17 protein-coding genes are annotated in these 20,845 nt (G+C 71.6%); 13 read left to right on the forward strand and 4 right to left on the reverse strand.

Annotated elements, in window-relative coordinates:
• From AB5J53_RS25705 to kynU, 4 genes are all read left to right on the forward strand, one after another.
• A complete protein-coding gene (locus tag AB5J53_RS25705) occupies window positions 1-1,542 on the forward strand; it encodes an MFS transporter (RefSeq protein WP_369248011.1) in 1,542 nt (513 codons plus the stop codon).
• 183 nt (window positions 1,543-1,725) lie between these two features.
• A complete protein-coding gene (locus AB5J53_RS25710) occupies window positions 1,726-2,139 on the forward strand; it encodes a DUF3151 domain-containing protein (RefSeq protein WP_369248012.1) in 414 nt (137 codons plus the stop codon).
• A 202-nt stretch (window positions 2,140-2,341) separates the two neighbouring features.
• Entirely contained in the window at window positions 2,342-3,190 is an 849-nt protein-coding gene (locus tag AB5J53_RS25715; protein ID WP_369248013.1) for a tryptophan 2,3-dioxygenase family protein, read from the forward strand.
• Entirely contained in the window at window positions 3,183-4,379 is a 1,197-nt protein-coding gene (gene kynU / locus AB5J53_RS25720) for a kynureninase (RefSeq protein ID WP_369248014.1), read from the forward strand. The genes AB5J53_RS25715 and kynU overlap by 8 nt, the downstream gene beginning before the upstream one ends.
• Window positions 4,380-5,032: 653 nt before the next feature.
• Here the strand turns inward: kynU and AB5J53_RS25725 are convergent.
• Window positions 5,033-5,641 (reverse strand): TetR/AcrR family transcriptional regulator, encoded by a 609-nt coding sequence (locus AB5J53_RS25725; RefSeq protein WP_369248015.1) that lies wholly within the window; start codon window positions 5,639-5,641, stop codon window positions 5,033-5,035.
• A gap of 184 nt (window positions 5,642-5,825) precedes the next feature.
• On the opposite strand from AB5J53_RS25725, the gene AB5J53_RS25730 reads away from it, so the two are divergent.
• From AB5J53_RS25730 to AB5J53_RS25765, 8 genes are all read left to right on the forward strand, one after another.
• Window positions 5,826-6,770, forward strand: a complete 945-nt coding sequence (locus AB5J53_RS25730; protein WP_369248016.1) for an alpha/beta hydrolase family protein — start codon at window positions 5,826-5,828, stop codon at window positions 6,768-6,770.
• 187 nt (window positions 6,771-6,957) lie between these two features.
• The gene (locus AB5J53_RS25735; protein WP_369248017.1) at window positions 6,958-8,100 is read left to right on the forward strand and encodes an alpha/beta hydrolase; all 1,143 of its coding nucleotides are present in this window, start codon (window positions 6,958-6,960) and stop codon (window positions 8,098-8,100) included.
• Window positions 8,101-8,200: 100 nt separating this feature from the next.
• On the forward strand, window positions 8,201-9,400 hold the full coding sequence (locus AB5J53_RS25740; protein ID WP_369248018.1) for an acyltransferase: 1,200 nt from the start codon (window positions 8,201-8,203) through the stop codon (window positions 9,398-9,400).
• A 10-nt stretch (window positions 9,401-9,410) separates the two neighbouring features.
• Complete coding sequence (locus tag AB5J53_RS25745; protein WP_369248019.1) at window positions 9,411-11,045, forward strand: sensor histidine kinase; 1,635 nt, start codon at window positions 9,411-9,413, stop codon at window positions 11,043-11,045.
• Window positions 11,042-11,722: a response regulator gene (locus AB5J53_RS25750; protein WP_369248020.1), complete on the forward strand. Its 681-nt coding sequence runs from the start codon at window positions 11,042-11,044 to the stop codon at window positions 11,720-11,722. Before AB5J53_RS25745 ends, AB5J53_RS25750 begins: the two co-directional genes overlap by 4 nt.
• A gap of 573 nt (window positions 11,723-12,295) precedes the next feature.
• A complete protein-coding gene (locus tag AB5J53_RS25755; protein WP_369248021.1) occupies window positions 12,296-13,648 on the forward strand; it encodes a sensor histidine kinase in 1,353 nt (450 codons plus the stop codon).
• The gene (locus tag AB5J53_RS25760; RefSeq protein WP_369248022.1) at window positions 13,645-14,385 is read left to right on the forward strand and encodes a response regulator; all 741 of its coding nucleotides are present in this window, start codon (window positions 13,645-13,647) and stop codon (window positions 14,383-14,385) included. Before AB5J53_RS25755 ends, AB5J53_RS25760 begins: the two co-directional genes overlap by 4 nt.
• An 86-nt stretch (window positions 14,386-14,471) precedes the next feature.
• Window positions 14,472-15,692 (forward strand): cytochrome P450, encoded by a 1,221-nt coding sequence (locus AB5J53_RS25765; protein WP_369248023.1) that lies wholly within the window; start codon window positions 14,472-14,474, stop codon window positions 15,690-15,692.
• Between the two features lie 174 nt (window positions 15,693-15,866).
• Here the strand turns inward: AB5J53_RS25765 and AB5J53_RS25770 are convergent, their stop codons facing one another.
• Entirely contained in the window at window positions 15,867-17,480 is a 1,614-nt protein-coding gene (locus AB5J53_RS25770) for an ABC transporter permease (protein ID WP_369248024.1), read from the reverse strand.
• Window positions 17,477-18,394 (reverse strand): ATP-binding cassette domain-containing protein, encoded by a 918-nt coding sequence (locus tag AB5J53_RS25775; protein WP_369248025.1) that lies wholly within the window; start codon window positions 18,392-18,394, stop codon window positions 17,477-17,479. The genes AB5J53_RS25770 and AB5J53_RS25775 overlap by 4 nt, the downstream gene beginning before the upstream one ends.
• Window positions 18,395-18,497: 103 nt before the next feature.
• Between AB5J53_RS25775 and AB5J53_RS25780 the strand changes: the two genes are divergently transcribed.
• A complete protein-coding gene (locus tag AB5J53_RS25780) occupies window positions 18,498-19,007 on the forward strand; it encodes a GbsR/MarR family transcriptional regulator (RefSeq protein ID WP_369248026.1) in 510 nt (169 codons plus the stop codon).
• Between the two features lie 128 nt (window positions 19,008-19,135).
• On the opposite strand, the gene AB5J53_RS25785 is transcribed toward AB5J53_RS25780, so the two are convergent.
• Window positions 19,136-20,656: an APC family permease gene (locus AB5J53_RS25785; RefSeq protein ID WP_369248027.1), complete on the reverse strand. Its 1,521-nt coding sequence runs from the start codon at window positions 20,654-20,656 to the stop codon at window positions 19,136-19,138.
• Window positions 20,657-20,845: the final 189 nt, after the last annotated feature.

A 20,845-nucleotide genomic window follows, 5' to 3' on the forward strand; every position in this document is an offset into this window, starting at 1 on the left:
ATGGCTGCCCCTCCGCAGGAGAGACCGGGAGAGAAACAACCGGCCGTACGGATCTCCACCCCCAAGGGCAAATGGATCCTGCTGACCACCGTGCTCGGCTCCAGCATGGCCATGCTGGACTCGACGGTCGTCAACGTCGCGCTGCCGACCATCGGCCGTGACCTGGACGCGGGCCTCGCCGCCCTCCAGTGGACCGTCAACGCGTACATGCTGACGCTGGCCGGGCTGATCCTGCTGGGCGGGTCGCTCGGGGACCGCTTCGGACGGCGCAAGGTCTTCGTCCTGGGCGTGGTGTGGTTCGCCGCCGCCTCCCTGCTGTGCGGTCTCGCGCCGAACGTGGGCGTGCTGATCGCCGCCCGCGCCCTGCAGGGGATCGGGGGCGCTCTGCTCACCCCCGGTTCGCTCGCGCTCATCCAGGCCTCCTTCCATCCGGACGACCGGGCCCGGGCCGTCGGCCTGTGGTCGGGCTTCGGGGGCGTCGGCGCGGCGGTCGGCCCGTTCCTCGGCGGTTGGCTGGTGGACGGGCCCGGCTGGCGCTGGGTCTTCCTGCTGAACATCCCGGTGGCGCTGGTGTGCGCCCCGATCGCGCTGCGCCACGTCCCCGAGTCGTCCGACGAGCGCGCGCACCGCGGCTTCGACGTCCTCGGCGCCGTGCTCGGCGCACTCGCGCTGGCCCTGGTGACGTACGCCCTGATCGAGGCCCGCAGCGGCTCGGTGTTCGTCGCCGTGGCGGCGGTCGCGGGCGTGGCCGCGGGGATCGCCTTCGTGTACGTCGAGCGGCGCCGGCCCGACCCGATGATGCCGCCCGACATCTTCGCCTCGCGCCAGTTCACGGCCGTCAATCTCGTCACCCTGTGCGTCTACGCGGCCTTCGGCGGCTTCTTCTTCCTGACCGCGCTCCAGCTCCAGGTCGTGGCGGGCTACTCGGCTCTCCAGGCCGGTACGGCGCTGCTGCCGACCACCGTCCTGATGCTGCTGTTCTCGGCGCGCTCGGGGGAGCTCGCCCAGCGCATCGGGCCGCGCATCCCGCTCACCGTGGGTCCGCTGCTGTGCGCGGCGGCCATGCTGCTGATGCTCCGCGTCGGCAAGGACGCGTCGTACCTCGCCGATGTGCTGCCCGCGCTGCTCGTGATGGGCCTGGGCATGGTCACCCTGGTCGCGCCGCTGACCGCCACCGTCCTCGCCTCCGTGGACACCGCGCGGGCGGGCCTGGCCAGCGGCATCAACAACGCGGCGGCCCGCGCGGCCGGGCTCCTCGCCGTGGCCGCGCTGCCGCTGCTCGCCGGGATGGGCCCGGAGGCCTACCGCTCGGCGGACGCCTTCAACGCGGCCTTCCGGCGGGCGATGCCGCTGTGCGCGGGCGTGCTCGTCATCGGGGCGGCACTGGCTTTCGCGACCGTACGCCGCCCGGCGCCCGGCTGCCGGCGCCCCCAGTGCCTTACGCACGGGTGCGTGACATCACCTCCGCTGGAGCCGCAGCGCGCGGCCGCGCCTCCGGGCTCGGCATCGGCTACGGCTTCCAGCGCCGGTCCAGCTTCGTGACGGTGCCGGCGGTGTCGGTCGGCTCTTCGGTTTCGGGCAGCGCCGCGCGTACGCATGACAATCCCCCGTTGTTGTGGGCATGACCGGCGAGCGCGAGGGGAAAAGTCTGCACCGGAAGCGTGCGTTCCGTAGTGGCCGTACGCAACCGTTACTGATCAAGGACCATGCAGCAGACTGGAACCCATGACGATTCACGAGAACCTCCTCGGGGGACCGCCCCCGACCCACCTCCCCGACGACCCGGAGCCGCGTGAGCTCCTCGCGAACGGCACGGCGCCCGCCGATGTCGCCGCCAAGTACCCCACCTCCTCGCTCGCCTGGGCGCAGCTCGCCGACGAGGCGTACGAGCGTGGCAGCGTCGTCGAGTCGTACGCGTACGCCCGTACGGGCTACCACCGTGGCCTGGACGCCCTGCGCCGCAACGGCTGGAAGGGCCACGGCCCGGTGCCCTGGGAGCACGAGCCGAATCGCGGCTTCCTGCGCGCCCTGCACGGCCTCGCCCGCGCCGCGCAGGCGATCGGCGAGCAGGAGGAGTACGAGCGCTGCAGCCAGTTCCTGAAGGACTCCTCGCCTACGGCGGCGCAGACGCTGGGCTAGTTCGCGGTTCGCGAGTTTGCCGGCTTGGCTGGTTCGCCGGTTGGCCGGTTCCGCGTGTGTCTGTGCAGGTCCGCCTGGTGTGACCGGGCGGACCTTGCGGTTTCGGGGGACGATTGTGGAGGATGCGCGGTGGGGACCGGGGCCCCCGTGTCGGTAACGGCAGGGGCGGACCGCTACCCGGAGTACGCATCAGGAGACAGCGATGTCGTCCCATCCGGCTCAGCCCGCACAGGCTCAGGAGCCCGAGACCCCGCATCTCGACTTCCAAGGCACGACCCCGTACGAGGACTACGTACAGGCGGATGTGCTCACCCATCTCCAGCACACCCTCTCCGACGACCCCGGAGAGATGGTCTTCCTGGTGACCACCCAGGTCATGGAGCTGTGGTTCACGGTCATCGTCCACGAGTGGGAGACGGCGGCGAACGCGCTCCGCTGCGATGACATCCCGACCGCCGTGGCCGCGCTGAAGCGGTCCGTACGCGAGCTGGAGGCGCTGAACGCGTCCTGGCGGCCGCTCTCGCAGCTCACCCCCGCCCAGTTCAACTCCTACCGCTCCGCCCTCGGCGAGGGTTCCGGCTTCCAGTCGGCCATGTACCGCCGGATGGAGTTCCTGCTCGGCGAGAAGTCCGCGTCCATGCTGGTCCCGCACCGGGGCGCGCCGCGCGTGCACGCCGAGCTGGAGAAGGCGCTGCACGAGCCGAGCCTGTACGACGAGGTGCTGCGGCTGCTTTCGCGGCGCGGGCACGCGGTCCCGTCGGCGGTGCTGGAGCGGGACGTGTCGCGGCGGTACGAGCCCTCGGAGCAGGTCGAGGCTGTGTGGACCTCCCTGTACGCGGGCCCCGAGGACGACGAACTCGCCCGCCTCGGCGAGGCGCTGACGGACGTCGCCGAGCTGGTGTGGCGCTGGCGCAATGACCATCTCGTGGCCACGCGGCGCGCGATGGGCGCGAAGGCGGGTACGGGCGGCTCCGCCGGAGTGGCCTGGCTGGAGAAGCGGGCGCAGAAGAACGTGTTCCCGGAGCTGTGGACGGCGAGGTCCCATGTCTGAGTCTGAGTCCGAGCCGGCCCTCAGGGCGGCGAAGCTGGACGCGGCCGATGAACTGGCGGGGCTGCGTGCGCAGTTCGTGCTGGACGACGTGGTGTACCTGGACGGGAACTCGCTCGGCGCGCTGCCGGTGGGGGTGCCCGGTCGGGTCGACGACGTCGTACGCCGGCAGTGGGGTGAGCTGCGTATCCGCTCCTGGGAGGAGAGCGGTTGGTGGACCGCGCCCGAGCGGATCGGTGACCGGATCGCTCCACTGGTCGGGGCGGCGGCCGGGCAGATCGTGGTCGGTGACTCCACGAGTGTGAATGTCTTCAAGGCGCTGGTGGGGGCGGTGCGGCTGGCGGGGGACGGCCGGGATGAGATCGTCGTCGACGCGACGACGTTTCCGACGGACGGGTACATCGCGGCGTCGGCGGCGCGGCTGACGGGGTGCGAGCTGCTGCCGCTGGACCCGGCGGAGGTCCCCGGTGCGGTGGGCCCCCGTACGGCGGCGGTGTTGCTGAACCACGTCGACTACCGCACGGGCAGGTTGCACGACCTCCCCACCCTGACGGCCGCGATCCATGACGCGGGCGCGCTGGCGGTCTGGGACCTGTGCCACAGCGCGGGCGCCCTGCCGGTCGGTCTGGACGCGCACGGGGTCGACCTGGCGGTCGGCTGCACGTACAAGTACCTGAACGGCGGACCTGGTTCACCGGCGTACCTGTACGTCCGCAGCGACCTGCAATCCCGCTTCGACTCCCCGCTGCCCGGCTGGAACTCCCACGCCGACCCCTTCGGCATGAGCCCGTCGTACGCCCCGGCCGCGGGTGCGCTGCGGGGCCGGGTCGGCACGCCGGACATCCTGTCGATGCTGGCCCTGGAAGCGGCGCTGGAGGTGTGGGACGACGTCTCGATCGACTCCGTCCGCGCCAAGTCCCTCGCCCTCACGGACTTCTTCCTCGAGTGCGTCTCCGCGTACGTCCCCGAGGGCCGGGTGGAGTCCCTGACCCCGTCCGCCCACGCGGAACGCGGCAGCCAGATCGCCTTGCGCTGCGCGGACGCGGGCACCGTGATGAAGAGCCTGATCGAACAGGGAGTCGTGGGCGACTTCCGGCATCCCGACGTCCTGCGCTTCGGCTTCACGCCGTTGTACGTGGGCTTCGGGGATGTGGAGAGGGCGGCGCGGGTGCTGGGGGAGGAGCTGGGGTAGCGGGCAGCTGAACGCGCACGTGCGCGTGCGCGTTTCCCCGGTGGGTGGCTTCGCCTTTCCGCCTTTCCGTCGGTGGGTGGGTCGGGGCCGTGCCGGTACATCCGCCCCGTCGCCGGTGGCAGATCGCTTGCCTTACATGGCTCTGCCTGTTGGCAACCACGTAAGCGACGGGGCATGTGATGTACCGGCACGGCCCCTCCCGTGCGTCGGCGGGTGCGGGTGAGTGGGGGTGTGCGTCCGCAACTGCCGCTGAGTGGGGGCGGGCGTCTGCGACTGCGGGTGCGTGGGGCGTGCGACTGCGGCTGCGTGGGGCATGCGTCCGCGATTGCGTTTCCGTGGTGGCGTGCGTCCGCAACGGTGGCTGCGTGGTGTCCGCGACTGAGGTGCGTGGGACGTGCGTCCGCGACTGTGGCTGCGTGGTGGCGTGCGTGTCTGCAACTGCGGGTCCGTGGTGGCGCGCGTCTGCGGCTGCGGGTGCATCCCACCCACCCCGCCTGCCCTCTCCAGCCCGGCCGGCAGGTCTTCAGCCCGTCCGGCGTTTGAGGACGAGGCCGTTCAGGCCGATGCGGGGGTCTGGGGGCGGCAGCCCCCAGGTACGGGACGGGTAGGGGCGGAGGGGGCGAAAACCTGCTTGCCCGCACCAGCGCGTCGGGTCACCCGCTGACGACGTACACGCCGGCCGCGGCAGCGGCAACCGCGGCCTCGGCGGCACGGTCGGCGGCGGCGGCATCCGGAGCCACTCCGGTCGTGAGCAAGGCGTAGTAGAGGGGCGCCGACACCGCCCGCACGACCAGTGCGGGATCGGTACCCGGCGGCAGCTCCCCCCGGGCAACCCCCTGCTCCACACACGGCGCCCATTCGGCGACCCGCACTTCGTAGAACCTCCGCAACGCCTCCGCCGTACGCAAGTCGCACGCCCCCGCGGCGATGACCGCCCGAAACAACGCCCCCTGCCGAGGATCCGCCAACGTCCGCCGCACCAGCGCGGCATTGGCACGCAGATCCCCGAGCACGCTCCCCGTCTCCGTACGGGGAACCGACTGCTCGGCCATATCGCTGAGCAAGTCGGCGACCAGCCCCGTCACCGACCCCCACCGCCGATACACCGTCGTCTTCCCCACCTCGGCGCGCCGGGCCACATCGGCCAGATCGAGATGCGCGAACCCCTGCTCGGCGAGTACATCCCCGGCGGCCCGCAACACGGCCGTACGGACACGGGCGGTACGCCCCCCGGGACGTACGGTGCCGGGCTCGGCGGACATGACGACCTCCTTCTGCGGGCATGCGGACGCTACCCGCCAGCGTAACGAAACAGTTGAACCGTTTAACCCTCACCGAGCGTGACAACCCCGTGTAGACGCACGTCACGGGCCTGATACCGTCCCCGCCAACGGCCGAATTCTCCCCTGGTCCGCCAAATCCGTTTCACCGCTGAGAGGTTGGAGCATGCAGGACGACGACGCGGCAGCCCAGGACGACGCCGAGCGCGAGGCGGCCGTACAGCGTGACGCCGCGGAAGAGGCGTCGGCGTTCTCGCACCCGCCCGTGGACCCCGACATCACCGTGTCGTACGGCGACCACCCCGACCAGGTGATCGACTTCTACGTCCCGCGCGAGCCGGACCCCGCGGTCCTCGCCCCCCTTGTGGTCGTCCTGCACGGCGGCGCCTGGCGTGCCCCGTACGACCGCCGGCACGTCACCCCGTTCGCGGACTTCCTGGCCCGGCGCGGCTTCGCCGTGGCGAACGTCGAGTACCGCCGGGGCGCCGCGGCCCCCGAGTCGAACAGCGTCCCGATCCCGGCTCAGGGTCAGGGTGCCACGGGACCGATCGCGGGACGTTGGCCGGACACCTTCGACGATGTCGCGGCCGCGCTCGACGCGCTGCCCGCCCTCGTACGCCAGAAGCTCCCGCAGGCCGACGCCCGGCGCACGGTGGTCACGGGCCACTCGGCGGGTGGCCACCTGGCCCTGTGGGCCGCCGCCCGCCACCTCCTGCCCGCCGACGCCCCCTGGCGCACCGACCGGCCCGCCCCTCTGCGCGGCGTCGTCGCCCTCGCCCCGATCGCGGACTTCCAGGTCGCGGAGAAGCTCGACGTGTGCAGCGGTGCGGCACGCCAACTGCTGGGTGGGGAGGGGAAGTTCGCCGAGCGCCTGCCCTACGCCGACCCGGTGCGGCTCCTGCCCACCGGCATCGCCACCACCCTCGTACAGGGCCGCACCGACATCGTCGTCCCGCAGGCGGTCGCCGAGTCGTACGCCGACGCCGCCGCCAAGGCGGGAGAAGTGGTCGGCCTGACGCTCCTGGAGGAGGTCGGCCACTTCCCCCTGATCGACCCGGCGGCCGACGCGTGCGCCGTGGTGGCCGAGGAGATCGCCCAACTGGCCTGGTGACGTCCAACTGCCCCGCCCGCAAGGGAACTTGCCTCCCCTTCGAGCCGCCCCGGTCATACCCGTAATACCTGAGAGCTACCTCTCAGGTGAGCTCCCCAGCGGGACGCCGACGACACGTCACGGTCCGTAACTTCCCCTCCAGAGACGCCCGATGAGCGGGCGAACTGGAAGGGAAGGGCAGGACACCATGGGATTCCGGGCGAGGCCGAGCGCGAGGGGAAGAGCGGACCGATCCGCCGACTCGACGTCGCCCGCGACGGAGCGGCGGGGACGGGAGCAGGCAGCGCCGGAGGGGCTGGGGCAGCAGGGGGCGGAGGCGTCGGGCGCGGGGGAGCCGACGGCTGCGGGAGTCGGAGCGGCGGGGCGAGGGTCCGGCCGAGGCGGGGGCCGAGTCGTCCGGCGTCTGCGTCGTGCGCTGCTCGCCGCGCTCGTCATGGGCGCCGTCGTCGTCCCCGTGTCCGCCGCCGCCCGGCCCCGGATCCCCGCCCCGGCGCCCGCGGTTCTCGCTCCGGTGACGGCATCGACCCTGGACGAGGCGTACGCGGCCAACCGTGCCAATGCCGCGGAGGCGGCTCGCATGGCCGCGGACCACGGCGACCGCACCCGCGCCGCCGCCGACCGCGCCATGGCCGTCCCCTCCCGCCGCTTCCTCTCCTTCGACGGCCGCGGCTCAGGCCAAGCCGTCGAGGTCTTCGGCGACTTTGCCCACGCCGACCGGGTGGCCGTTCTGGTCCCCGGTTCCGACACCACCTTGGAGACCTACGGCCGCTTCCGTGCCGGCGCCCTCGCCCTGCACGACCGACTCGGCCCGCGCACAGCCGTCGTCGCCTGGCTCGGCTATGAGACTCCGGGCACGGTGAGCACCACGGTCATGACGACGGGCCGGGCAGAGGACGCGGCCCCCCGCTTGAAGGGGTTCATACGCGAACTGCGCGGCGTCGTCGGCCGGTCGGCGCACCTGTCCCTGCTGTGCCACTCGTACGGCACGGTGGTCTGCGGCCGCGCCGCGCAGGGCCTGGACGCCGACGACATCGCCCTCCTCGGCAGCCCGGGCACCGGCGCGGACTCCGCGGCGGCGGTGCACACGTCCGCCCGCGTCTGGGCGGCGCGGGGCGCCGACGACTGGGTCGCGAACGTCCCGCACGCGAGCGCCGACCTCTTCGGCACCACCATCGGCTTCGGCACCGACCCCGTGTCCCCCGCCTTCGGCGCCCACGTCTTCGCGGCGGGCGGCGGCGGCCACAGCGACTACTTCAAGCCGGGCTCGGTGTCCCTGGACAACCTCGCCCGCATCGTCCTCGGCGAGACCTCGGAGGTGACCCGTGCGTGAGTTGAGTCTGCGTGAGCCCCGCCGTCGGGAAGGTGCACGGGCCGCCGCTCCCGGCACACGGGCGGGTGTGCCTCGCATATGGGCGGGAGCACGCGGCGGTATGCGTGCGGCGGTGCACGGCTTGCGTGACGGAGCCCGCCGGATCGACGAGGTCACCCCGGCGGAGCGCGACCGCGCCGTGGACGCTCTGCGCGCCCTTGCCATCCTCGGCGTCGTCCTCGGCCACTGGCTGGTGACGGCCCTGGTCGCGGACGGCGGCGCGCTGCACACGGCGAGCCCGCTGCAGCACATGCCCTGGCTGGCCCCGATTTCCTGGGTGTTCCAGACGCTCGCCGTGTTCTTCCTGGTGGGCGGCCATGTGGCGACGAAGAGCTATGCGTCGACGGGGGCGCGCGGTACGACATACGGGCAGTGGCTGCGTGCCCGCCTGAGCCGTCTCTTCAAGCCGGTGGCGGCGGTGCTGACGCTGTGGACGGTCGCCACAGCCTGCCTGCTCGTGTCGGGCGCGGACTTCGAGACCGTTCACACGCTGGTGAAGCTGGCCCTGTCCCCGCTCTGGTTCCTCGTGGTCTTCGCGGTATTGACTGCGGTGACCCCCCTGGTGATGCGTATCAACCCGCTGTGGCCGCTGGCCGTCGTTCTCCATGTGGACCTCATTCGCTTCGGCCTCGGCGGCCCGTCCTGGCTCGGCTGGGTGAACGTCGCGGCGGGCTGGCTGGTGCCGTACACCCTGGGCGCGGCCTGGACGCGCGGCGAGCTGGACCGGCGGCGCGCGGGCTGGGTGCTGTTGACCGGCGGCGCGGCCGCGACGGCGGCGCTGGTGGCGTGGGCCGGTTATCCCGCCTCGATGGTCGGCGTCCCGGGCGCGGCGGTCTCCAACCTGAACCCGCCGACGCTGGCCGCCGTCACCTTCGGCCTGGCCCAGTGCGGCCTCGCCCTGCTGCTGCGCGAGCCGTTGCGCCGGGTGATGCGGCGCCCCCTGGCCTGGGCGGGGACAGCTTTCGCCAATCTCTCCGCGATGACGATATTCCTGTGGCACCAGACCTCGATGATGGCGGTCACCGCCCTGGGTCTCCTCGCAGGCCGTCTCCCCGGCCTGCACACCATCCCGGACGGGCTGGGCTGGGTGGCCGCCCGGCTGGCCTGGCTCCCCGTCTTCGTCCTGGCCCTCGCCGTCTGCTGGTCCGCCTTTCGCACCTACGAACAGGGTCCCCGCCGCCGCACCGGCCGCCCGTCCCGAGTCGTCCGCGTCCACCGCCGCCCGGGCCCGGCGGGAGTGAAGGCGACCCCTCGTGCCTAGGGTTGACCACGTGACCAGCGAGGAGCACCGGGACCCGAACAGCGAGCCCTTCATGCCTCCCACACCTCCCATGTCCCAGGGCCCCGAGCTCGATCCGCAGGACGCCGCGGACAATCCCGAGCCGCGGGACGCACTGCGCAGGTCCCCCCGTCAGGAAGCCAAGCGCAAGTCCACTCCTCAGGAAGTGACGGGCAACCGCAACCGACGGAAAGCCTCCGCCAACGTCGCATCCCCCGAGGCCCGTCCCACCCCTACAACCCCTTCCACCCCTACCACCCGCCCCGCCCGCGCACACGGCGTCAGTGCTCTGGTGCGCGCGGCCCTGAGCGATCTCGCGTCCCCGTCGGCCGCGCCTCTGCCGCCGTTGTCCCGGCCCCGGTGGCTGCGCTGGCTGCCGCATGTCGTGGTGTGCTGGATCGCCCTCGGGGTCGCGCTCGCCGGCGCGGACGATCTGAGCAGCAACTATCACCTGGGCTCTGGGCTGGGCACGGTGACCGGGCTCGCGCAGGGCGTGGCGATCGCCCTGGCCCTGTGGCGGCCCGTTCCGGCCTGGTGGCTCTCGCTGGCCGCGACTGCCGTGGCCGCCGTGGCCGCGCGCTCGCACATGGCGGTGGGGGTCGCGCCCCCGGGCGGCCTCGACTGGCCGTGGAGCCCGCCCGCGATCATCGCGCACGCCTTCGTGCTCTTCTTCCTCGCCCTGCGGGTACCCACGCGGGTGGCCGTCGGCGCGCTGTCCTTGAGCGCCCTGACCACGTACTTCGTGCAAGGCCTGATCGGCGGGCAGGTCTACCGCGCGACGGGACTGCTGGCGGTCGTCGTCTTCGCCGCCGTAGTCCTTCTCGGCACCGCCCTCCGAGGCCGCCGGGAGGCTCGTACGCAGCTGGTCGAGCAGGCCTCGCTGACCGAGGAGGAGCGCGCCCGCCGCACGCTTCTGGAGGAGCGCAGCCGTATCGCGCGCGAGCTGCACGACGTGGTCGCCCACCACATGTCGGTGATCTCCATCCAGGCCCAGGTCGCCCCGCACCTGGTCGAGAACCCCACCGAGGAGCTGAGGGAGAACCTGGAGGGCATCCGGCAGAACGCGCTGGAGGCGCTGACCGAGCTGCGCCGCGTCCTGGGTGTACTGCGCTCGGAGAACCCCGAGGACCCGTACGGCCTCGGTGCGGGCACGGGCGCCGCCCCGGACTCCCCGCAGCCCACGCTCGACCGCCTCGACGCCCTCGTCGAGAACACCCGGGCCGCCGGGCTGGACGTGACCACGGAGATCACCGGCGAGCAGCTCCCCCTCGCACCCGGCGTGGAGCTGTCGGCGTACCGGATCATCCAGGAGGCGCTGAGCAACGCCCTGCGGCACGCGCCCGGTTCCGCGGTCCGCGTCGAGCTCTGGCACTTCCCGCGCGGCCTTCAGGTGCGGGTCGTCAACTCGAGACCCGAGCGTCCTGCCCCGCCGTCCCCGGGCGCTGGGCACGGTCTGCTCGGCATGCGCGAGCGGGTGGCGATGCTCGGTGGCACCCTCGTGACCTCGGAGACGTCGTGCGGCGGCTTCGCGGTAGCGGCTTTTCTGCCCCGCAACGGCACCGCTCCCACCGACGACGACTCCACCGACGACAACTCCACAGGCCCGACAGGAGAAGAGACCCCATGACGAGCGCGAGCGGCACCATTCGCGTACTGATCGCCGACGACCAGCAGATGGTCCGGCAGGGCTTCACCGTGCTGCTCAACACCCAGCCCGACATCGAGGTGGTCGGCCAGGCGGTCGACGGCCTGGACGCGATCGCCAAGGTCGCCGAACTCGCCCCGGACGTCGTCCTGATGGACATCCGCATGCCCGAACTCGGCGGCATCGAGGCCACCCGCCGCATCACCGACGAGACACCCCGGATCAGGGTGCTCGTGCTCACCACCTTCGACCTCGACGAGTACGTGTACGACGCCCTGCGCGCCGGCGCCTCCGGGTTCCTGCTGAAGGACGCCTCGGCCGACCAGCTCGCCGAGGCGGTACGGGTGGTCGCGGCCGGCGACGCCCTGCTCGCGCCCGGCATCACCCGCCGCCTCATCGCCGAGTTCTCCCGCCTCGACTCGACGCCCCGCGCCCCCCTCAAGCAGCGCGTGGGCGAGCTGACCGAGCGAGAGACGGAGGTCCTCGCACACATCGCCCAGGGCCTGTCGAACGCGGAGATCGCCGAACGCCTGGTCGTCGCCGAACAGACCGTGAAGACCCACGTAGGCCGCATCCTCGTAAAACTCGGCCTACGCGACCGCACCCAGGCAGCGGTCTTCGCCTACGAGTCCGGCCTGGTCCGCCCATCGGGCTACTGACCCGCAAGACGGGCTACGAGCCACCCCAGCTCCCAGCTCCCGGCACCCGGTCGCGGGCCCTCAACCGCCCCAGCCCCCACCCATCCCCAGTCGCCGACGCACGCCCTCCCGCACCCACCCGCGCTCGCGCCGCACGCTGTCACGCACCCACCCGCGGTCGCGCCGCACGCCCCCACGCACCCGCACCCGCAGCCGCCAAGGCGAGGCCCCACGCACCGGCAGTCGCCGACGCAAGCCGTCACGCATCGCAGGCGCCAAGGCGAGGCCCGACTCACCCGCACTCGCCCACGCACGGAAGGGGCCGTGCCGGTACATCGAATGCCCGTATCCGGACGGATCCACAGCCAACGCCCACCAGGCAACCTACGGTTGATCCGTCCGGATACGGGCGGATGTACCGGCGCGGCCCCGACCCACCACCCGGCGAAGGGCGAAGTGCGAAAGGCCACCGTCGGCCGACCACCCCCGCCGACGGCGGACCCCCGGCCCTACCCGTAGTACCTGAGACGGACCCACAAGGACCCTCCTCGCAGGTGACGACCGCGACCCCCACCGCCGCCTACCGTTTTGAACGTGACCGAGACGACCCAGACGCAGATGACGCCGCCGGGCGGGGCCAAGCCACGCAGCCCGGAGTTCCGGCTGGCCGCAAACGCCCTGCGCGGGCTGCGGCAGGACTTGTTCCACGACGCCTTCGCCTACCGCCCGCTACCGCGGATGCGGGTGAACGGCCCGCTCACCCGACGCCTGCCCGAGGGCATACGGGAGTACGCGGCCTGGACCCCGCACGCCGCGGTCGCGGCGGCCGGACTGCTGGCGATGGCCGTCGCCACAGCCGACGGCGACGGTCAGGGCCACGCCACTGTCAGGACACTGCTGTGCGCTTTCCTCGCGCTGATCCCGGTCCTGCTGACGCTGATCCGCCCGATCGGTGCCTTCTGGTTCTCCCTCGCGGCGACACCGATCGTCGCCGTGTTCGGCTCCAGCTGGAGCGACTGGCCATGGCTGCCCGGCGCCTTCGCCGCCCACCTGACGGTGCTGACGGTCGTGGCGCTCAGGACGAGGCCGCGCACGGCCGCCTGGATGTGGCTGCTGACCGCCGTGTACGGGATGGGCGCCGAGACCGTCTTCGGCTCGGGCCACTACTACGGGACCAACACGGTGCCGCTGCTGTTCGTCTCCGCCCTGGCTCTCCTGGTCGTCACCGTCCTGCACATACGCCGTGAGGCCGAGCAGGAGGTCACCGCCCAGCAGTCGGAGACGGCCCAGGAGCGTTCCAAGCGCACGCTCCTCGAAGAGCGCACGACGATCGCCCGCGAGCTGCATGACGTGGTCGCCCACCACATGTCGGTGGTCGCCATCCAGGCGGAGGCCGCCCCCTACCGGGTGGAGAACCCGCCGCCGGAGCTGGAGCAGGCCTTCGTCACGATCAGGGAGAACGCGGTCGCGGCGCTGACCGAGCTGCGCCGCGTGCTCGGTGTCGTGAGGGCCGAGGACTACGAGGCTCCGGACGCCCCGCAGCCCACTCTCGCGGACCTCGACGGGCTCCTCGCCAATGTGCGGGACGCGGGCCTGACCGTGGAGAAGGCGGTCACCGGCGCGGTGCGCGAACTCCCGCAGGGCGTCGAGCTGTCGGCATACCGCATAGTCCAGGAGGCCCTCAGCAACACCCTGCGGCACGCGCCGGGCGCGGCGGCCCGCGTCGAGATCGGGTACGTTCTCGGCGGGCTCGGCCTGCGGATAGTCAACGGCCCTGCGCCGGCGACGAGTCTGACGAAGTCCACCCACGGCGCGGGGCACGGCATCACCGGCATGCGCGAGCGGGTCACGATGCTGGACGGCGAGATGACGTCGGGCGAGACGGACGACGGGGGCTATGAGGTGACGGTGTTCCTGCCCGTATCCCCCGCGGAGGAGCCCGCATGACGGAAGGCACCAACGTCACCAGTGGCTCCAGTGGCTCCAGGGGTTCCAGCGGCACCAGCGGTGCAGGCAGGGAGGCCATCCGCGTCCTGATAGCCGACGACCAGGTGATGGTCCGAGAGGGCTTCTCCGTGCTGCTCGGCGCGATGCCGGACATCGAGGTGGTCGGCGAGGCGGTCAACGGCCGGGACGCGGTCGAGCGGGTCCGCGAACTCGCCCCGGACGTCGTACTGATGGACATCCGCATGCCGGAGATGAACGGGATCGAGGCGACCCGGGAGATCGTCGCCGCGGACGGCGCCGCGAAGGTGCTGGTCCTGACGACGTTCGACCTCGACGAGTATGTGTACCAGGCGCTGCGCGCGGGAGCTTCCGGCTTCCTGCTCAAGGACGCCTCGGCGCGCCAACTCGCCGACGGGGTGAGGGTGGTGGCGGCCGGGGAGGCGTTGCTGGCCCCTTCCGTCACCAAGCGGCTGATCACCGAGTTCTCCAAGCTGGCGGACGCGCCCCGGCTCTCGGCCACGGCGCAGGCGGCGTACGGGGATCTGACCGAGCGGGAGACGGAGGTGCTGGTCCTCATCGCCCAGGGCCTGTCGAACGCGGAGATCGCCGAGCGTCTCGTCGTGGCCGAGTCCACGATCAAGACCCATGTGAGCCGCATCCTGGTGAAGCTGGGCCTGCGGGACCGTACGCAGGCGGCGGTGTTCGCGTACGAGGCGCGGCTGGTCACGCCCAGGTGATCAGGGGACGTGGTCCGTGCGCCGGACGGAGCCGCTCGTCGAGACGGCCCTGTTCAGAGGGGGGTACGTCGGGCTAGCGTCCGTCCATGGCAGCTTTGGAGACTCCGCAGGCCTTCGACCCCTGGGACCCGGCGTTCGTGGCGGACCCGTACCCGGCGTACGAGGAGCTGCGTGCGCGGGGCCGGGTGCACTACTACGAGCCCACCAACCAGTGGCTGGTGCCGCATCACGCGGATGTGTCGGCGCTGCTGCGGGACCGCCGGCTGGGCCGGACGTACCAGCACCGGTTCACGCACCAGGACTTCGGCCGTACGGCACCCCCGCCCGAGCACGAGCCGTTCCACGTCCTCAACGACCACGGGATGCTCGACCTCGAACCCCCGGACCACACGCGCATCCGGCGGCTGGTGTCGAAGGCGTTCACGCCGCGCACGGTGGAGCAGTTGAAGCCGTACGTCGATCGGCTGGCGGGTGAGCTGGTCGCCGGACTGGTGGAGGCGGGCGGCGGTGATCTGCTGACCGACGTCGCGGAGCCGCTGCCGGTGGCGGTGATCGCCGAGATGCTGGGTATTCCGGAGTCGGACCGGGCGCCGTTGCGGCCGTGGTCGGCGGACATCTGCGGGATGTACGAGCTGAACCCTTCGCAGGAGACGGCGGCGAAGGCGGTGCGGGCGTCGGTCGAGTTCACCGAGTATCTGCGGGAGCTGATCGAGGTCCGGCGCAAGGAGCCCGGGGACGACCTGATCTCGGGGTTCATCGCGGCGCACGACGAGGGCGACCGTCTCACGGAGCAGGAGATGATCTCCACGTGCGTGCTGCTGCTGAACGCGGGGCACGAGGCGACGGTCAACTCCACGGTGAACGGCTGGTGGGCGTTGTTCCGCCACCCCGAGCAGCTGGCCGCCCTCCGCGCGGACCACTCCCTGATCCCCACGGCGGTGGAGGAGCTGATGCGTTACGACACGCCGCTTCAGCTCTTCGAGCGCTGGGTCCTCGACGACATCGAGATCGACGGTACGACCATCCCCCGCGGCGCGGAGATCGCCATGCTCTTCGGCTCCGCCAACCACGACCCCGCGGTCTTCGCCGCCCCGGAGAAGCTGGACCTCGCCCGCACGGACAACCCCCACATCTCCTTCAGCGCGGGCATCCACTACTGCATCGGCGCGCCGCTGGCCCGCATCGAACTGGCCGCGTCCATGACCGCGTTGCTGACCCACGCCCCAACCCTCACCCTCTCCGAGGAGCCCACCCGAAAGCCCAACTTCGTGATCCGGGGCTTGGAGGCCTTGCGGGTGACCCTCTGACGAACCCCGTCAGGGGCGCGGGGAACTGCGCGACAAGCCCCCACCGGTCCGCAGCAAAAGAACAACCCAGGGGGTTGAGGGGGCGAAAACCCACCCCACCCGCACCCACCCGCACCCCGCCCCACCCACCCCCCCCCCACCCGCACCCCGCCCCCACCCGCACCCCAGTCCCCCTCACGTACTCAGATCCCGCCGTCGCACCCCCGCCAGCCCCGCCGCGGTCAGCACCACCGCGATCCCTGTAAGGAAGAGCACCGGCGTCCACGTCATGTCGCCGCCCGGCAGCTTCGGGAGGTGACCGAAGGGGGAGAGGTTCATGACGGTTTGGGGGACGTTCAGGGCGGGGCCGATCCAGCCGAGGAGGAGGGCGATGCCTGCCGCGGCCCAGGCCCCCACCGCCCACTGGGCGGAGAGGCCGTGGAGGAGGACGGCAAGGGCGCCCAGGGTCCAGATGGCCGGGACCTGGACGAGGCAGGCGGCGAGGATGGGCCCGAGTTCGGCGCCGTAGCCGAGGCCCAGACCGAGCCCGCCGAGCAGCATGATGAGGACCGCGCCGCCGAAGGCGATGACGAGGTGGCCGGAGGCCCAGCGCAAACGGCCGACCGCGTTCGCCAGCACCGGCTCGGCCCGCTGCGAGGTCTCCTCGCCGTGCAGCCGCAGCACGGAGGACACCACGAACAGCGCGGCGACCATGCCCAGCATCCCCACCATCGTCGCGAGGAACGCGTCCGTGATCCCCGCCTGCCCGCCCATCCGCTCGATGATCTCCCGGGTCTTGTCGTTGTTCCCGACCAGGTCGGAGGCGCCCTTCGTCATCCCGCCGAACGCGGCCCCGGCGGCCAGGAACCCGAGGCTCCAGCCGAGCACGGCACCCCGCTGCAACCGCCAGGCCAGCGCCCCGGCCGTACCGAGGCGCCCCGCCGCGGGCCCCGGCCGCGTCGGCAGGAAGCTCATGCCGACGTCGCGCCGCCCGGCGAGCTCGTAGGCGACCGCGCCCTGCACGGCGACCGCCGCGACGAACAGCAGCAGTACCCACCAGCGTTCGTCCGCGAAGGACCTCAACTCCTCCAGCCAGCCGACCGGGGAGATCCAGGTCAGGGGTGAAGAGCCGTCGTTCGTCGCCGAGTCGCCCGCCGCCTTCAGGACGAAGGCGGCGCCGAGCAGCCCACCCGTCAGCCCCTTCGCGAGCCGCGCGCTCTCCGTCAGCTGGGCGACGATCGCCGCCATCGTGGCGAAGACCATGCCGATCCCGGCGACGGCGAGCCCCAGCGCCAGTGCGCCGGCGCCGCCCTGCCTCGCGAGCCCGCCCGCGATGAGCAGCGCGAGGACGCCGTTCGCGACGAACGCCGCCAGCAGTGCGGCCGTGAGCGGGGCCCGGCGCCCGACCATCGCCGAGGAGATGAGTTCCTGGCGTCCGCTCTCCTCCTCGTCACGGGTGTGGCGGACGACGACGAGCAGGCTCATGATCCCGGCGAACACCCCGGCATAGCCACCGATGCGCCAGGCGGTGAGTCCGCCGAGCGAGTCGCTGAACACCGGTCCGTAGGTGGCGCGCAGGGAGCCGTTGGTGAGCATCTGCCGTGCCACGTCGGCGCGTTCGGCCGGGGTGCTGTAGATGGTCTTCAGCGAGTTCGGCATGGAGAGCACCAACAGGCCGATCACGCCGACCCAGAGCGGCATCATCAGCCGGTCGCGGCGCAGTGCGAACCTCAGGAGTGTGCCGGTTCCGGCCAGTTGGCGGGACCCGCCGGCTCGTACCGCATACGTCGCGGCAGTCGTGGCAGTCATCGCGCCATCTCCTCCGTACGGACATCCTCCTGGTAGTGCCGCAGGAACAGCTCCTCCAGCGTCGGTGGCGTCGACGTCAGCGACCGTACGCCCGAGTCGGTCAGCGACCGCAGTACGGCGTCCAGTTTGTCCGTGTCGACCTGGAGCTTCACCCGCTTTCCCTGTATGTCGAGGTCATGGACGCCGGGCAGATGCGCCAATCCGTTGGGCGCGCCCGCGAGTTCGGCGGTGACGCTGGTGCGGGTGAGGTGGCGCAGGTCGGCGAGCGAGCCGCTCTCGACGGTCCGGCCCTTGCGGATGATGCTGACCCGGTCGCAGAGCTCTTCCACCTCGCTGAGGATGTGACTCGACAACAGGATCGTGCGGCCGCGGTCCCGTTCCTCCTCGACGCACCGCTGGAAGACCTCCTCCATCAGCGGGTCGAGGCCCGAGGTGGGCTCGTCCAGGATCAGCAGGTCGACGTCCGAGGCGAAGGCGGCGACGAGGGCGACCTTCTGGCGGTTGCCCTTCGAGTACGTCCGCCCCTTCTTGGTGGGGTCCAGCTCGAACCGCTCGATCAGGTCCGCCCGGCGTGCCTTGTCCAGGCCCCCGCGCAGTCTCCCGTACAGGTCGATGACCTCGCCGCCGGAGAGGTTGCGCCACAGCGTCACGTCGCCGGGGACGTATGCGACCCGGCGGTGCAGTTCCACCGCGTCCGCCCAGGGGTCCCTGCCCAGCATCCGGGCGGCGCCGGAGTCGGCGCGCAGCAGGCCCAGCAGGACCCGGATGGTGGTGGACTTCCCGGCGCCGTTCGGGCCGAGGAAGCCGTGCACCTCACCGGTCTCGACGTCCAGGTCGAGGCCGTCCAGCGCGTGCGTCTTGCCGAACGACTTGTGCAGTCCGGATACCTCAATGGCGGGGTTTGCCTTCGTCATGGTTCAGAACGTACGCTACGTTCACAAATTTGTGAAGTTAAGGAAGCGTATAAACGCCGGATACACTCGAGGATGGCGCGCGAGCAGGGGAGATGATCCAGGCATGACGGAGACGACAGCGGGGTCCGGTGGGGCGGGGCGGGACCCGGAGGCGGTCTCGAAGTTCGTCGAGAGCTTCGCGGCGCAGCTCGTCGAGGCCGGGATGCAGCGGATGCCGGCGCGCGTCTTCGGGGCACTGCTCGCCTCCGACACCGGCACGCTGACCTCCGCCGAGCTCGGCGAGCAGCTGCAGATCAGCCCGGCCGCGGTGTCCGGCGCCGTGCGCTATCTCGCGCAGCAGCACATGGTCTCGCGGGAGCGCGAACCCGGGTCGCGGCGCGAGCGGTACCGGGTGCACAGCAATCAGTGGTACGAGGCGTTGACCAACCGCGAAGCGGTGCTCAAGCGCTGGGAGTACGCCCTGCGCGAGGGGGTCGAGAGCCTGGGCCGGGAGACGCCCGCGGGGCGCCGGCTCGCCGAGACCCTTGCGTTCTTCGAGTTCGTCGACGGGGAGATCGCCCAGATGATGGATCGCTGGCGGGTCCATCGGGAACAGGTCTTCGGCGAGGGCTGAGAGCCCTCGCCGAAGGGGTGGAGTGACAGCTGCGGGTCCGTCGTGGCTGGTCGCGCCCACGCGGCGGAGCCGCATCTGCCACAGCCCCGCGCCCCCGGAGGGGCGCTCCCGTCAGCGGCAATGGTCCGTTACCGCTCCTTCGTCTCCTCCAGGACCGTCCGTCCCAGCAACGCGTACCGCTCCGGCGCCCGCCGCTTCAGGTACGTCGCGTAGCCGACCCCGCCCACCGCGATCAGGGCGACGATCCACGGTGTCGACTTCAGGATGAGGGAGCCGGACTCGGTGCCGGCCGCGGCGCCCATGTTGGAGACCAGCAGGACCACCACGCCGAGCATCGCGAGGCCGCCGAGGAGCGGGGCGGTGAAGGTCTTGAACCAGTGCTTGCTCTCTGGGTGGTTGCTGCGGAAGTAGGCGAGGACCGCGAAGGAGCAGACGGCCTGCACCACGAGGATGGCCATCGTGCCGAGGATGGCGAGCAGGACGTAGGTGCCGGTGTACGGGTCCTTGCCCGCGGCCCAGAACGCGCCGATCAGCACACCACTGACGACAGTCTGGACGAGACCCGCGATGTGCGGGGAGCCGTGCTTGGGGTGGGTGCGGCCGATGGTTCTTTGCAGGGACGGGAGTACTCCCTCGCGGCCCAGTGCGTACATGTAGCGGGCGGCGCAGTTGTGGAAGGCCATGCCGCAGGCCAGCGAACCGGTGATCATCAGCCACTGCATGACGTCGACGGCCCAGTGGCCGACGTAGTGCTCAGTGGGGTTGAAGAACAACGCCAGCGGGTTCGCGGACGAGGCCGCCTTCACGGCCTCCGCCTCCCCGTTGCCCGTGATGGCCATCCAGGAGACGAAGACGTAGAAGACGCCGACGCCGAGCACGCTGATCATCGTCGCCTTGGGGATGATCTTCTTCGGGTCGCGGGACTCCTCGCCGTACATGGCCGTCGACTCGAAGCCGACCCATGACCAGAAGGCGAAGAAGAGGCCGAGCCCGGCGCTGGTGCCCTTGAAGGCGTTGACCGGGTTGACCGGGCCGAAGGTGAAGCCGTGCGGGCCGCCGCCATGCAGGGCCACGGAGATCGCCATCGCGGCGAGGACGGTGACCTCGGTGGCGAGGAGTACGACGAGCAGTTTCTCGGCGACCGAGACGCCGAACCACGTGCCTGTGGCGTTGATGGCCAGCATCAGGATCGCGAACGCCCACCACGGGACGTCCACCCCCGTCTGGTCCTTCAACGTCCCCGTGGCGAAGGTCGAGAAGATGCCGATCAGGGCCGGCTCGAAGACGACGTACGCGAAGGTGGCCAGCAGGCCCGAGGCGAGTCCGACGGTGCGGCCGAGGCCGTAGGAGATGAAGCCGTAGAAGGCGCCGGTGGAGGTGATGTGCTTCGCCATCGAGGTGAAGCCGACCGCAAAGATGGCCAGGACGACCATTGCGACGAGGTAGCTGGCGGGGGCGCCGATGCCGTTTCCGGCCGACACCATGAACGGCACATTGCCCGTCATGGCGGTGATCGGGGCCGCGGTGGCGACGGCCATGAAGACCACGCCCAGCAGGCCGATCGCGTTCGGCTTCAGCCGGTGGACGGTGCCTCCCGGCTCGTCCGCCGTGGCCGGTGCCCCAGGGGCCACGCCCTCTTGTACTGCCATCGGGTGGCCCCTTTCCTCATGCACTCGGCCGTTGATCGTTGGTGTGCGACGAGCCGGAATCCTGCTGGGCGAATGAGTCGGCCGGCGAGTCCCGGCGTTAAATGTTTGTCAACCAGACCTTTAGAACGGCACAGGAACGAACGTCTGCGTTAACTCTCCGGCCGGGCGTGGACCCGGCGCCGCACCCCT

It is taken from the genome of Streptomyces sp. R41 (assembly GCF_041053055.1).
Classification (GTDB): domain Bacteria; phylum Actinomycetota; class Actinomycetes; order Streptomycetales; family Streptomycetaceae; genus Streptomyces.